This is a genomic window from Stutzerimonas stutzeri (assembly GCF_000935215.1).
GTDB lineage: Bacteria > Pseudomonadota > Gammaproteobacteria > Pseudomonadales > Pseudomonadaceae > Stutzerimonas.
In genome coordinates this window covers 1-264 of sequence record NZ_JXXD01000373.1, presented here as the reverse complement: position 1 = coordinate 264, position 264 = coordinate 1, and the positions used below count along the sequence as shown (strand labels likewise).

Genomic DNA, 264 nt, shown 5'->3' with positions numbered 1-264 from the left:
TTGGCCGCTAGCCGCCGTTTTGGAGCGAAAGCAGTCAACCACAATCAGACATTGTTTGGATTGCTATGACGAGGCGCCATCAGCTCGTTGCTTGAGTTTCAGGCAAATGTTTTCCTCTCCCGCCTCAACTGACAGCTCATCACCCACACTCCATCTGAGCTGCTTAAGTAGCTCTGATGGAAGCTCAACGATGACGTCTCCGCTGCCATCCCCTGGGTCTTGGCATACAACTCGCCAGCTTTCAGATGTAGTAGTCATAGATTC

The 264-nt window shown here is 51.5% G+C and carries 1 protein-coding gene; it reads right to left on the bottom strand.

The annotated features are described in order from the left end of the window. Positions 1-63 precede the first annotated feature (63 nt). The gene (locus tag LO50_RS25535) at positions 64-258 is read right to left on the bottom strand and encodes an AbrB/MazE/SpoVT family DNA-binding domain-containing protein (RefSeq protein WP_074861159.1); all 195 of its coding nucleotides are present in this window, start codon (positions 256-258) and stop codon (positions 64-66) included. Positions 259-264: the final 6 nt, after the last annotated feature.